Here is a 260-nt window from a genome sequence, read left to right as displayed (position 1 = left end):
ATTTATATCAGCTTGCTGAACTTCCAAAGCGTATACCGCGTTATGAACTGGATTTGAGCGTTCGTGTTGATAAAGGCGAACGTCCTGTTATTACCGGGATTTATTTGCCGGACGTCGAACAGGCACCCGCCCAGTTGCTTTACCCCGGTGTTGAGTATGGTAACCCACCCACTTGTCGTCAGGGGATAAAACGTAAAGGCACTTTAAACCGACATTCCGCAGCTAATTTAGGAATAAACTACCTCATAGAGTCTACCGAG

The 260-nt window shown here is 46.5% G+C and carries 1 pseudogene; it reads left to right on the top strand.

Going from position 1 to position 260, the window contains the following annotated elements:
• Positions 1-260: pseudogene (locus HX884_RS27110) on the top strand (hypothetical protein); the annotation flags it as partial.

Source organism: Enterobacter sp. SECR19-1250 (genome assembly GCF_013391025.1).
GTDB classification, from domain to species: Bacteria; Pseudomonadota; Gammaproteobacteria; order Enterobacterales; family Enterobacteriaceae; genus Enterobacter; species Enterobacter cloacae.
The sequence above is the reverse complement of the archived record's forward strand: the minus strand, read 5'-3'. Positions and strand labels throughout refer to the sequence as shown.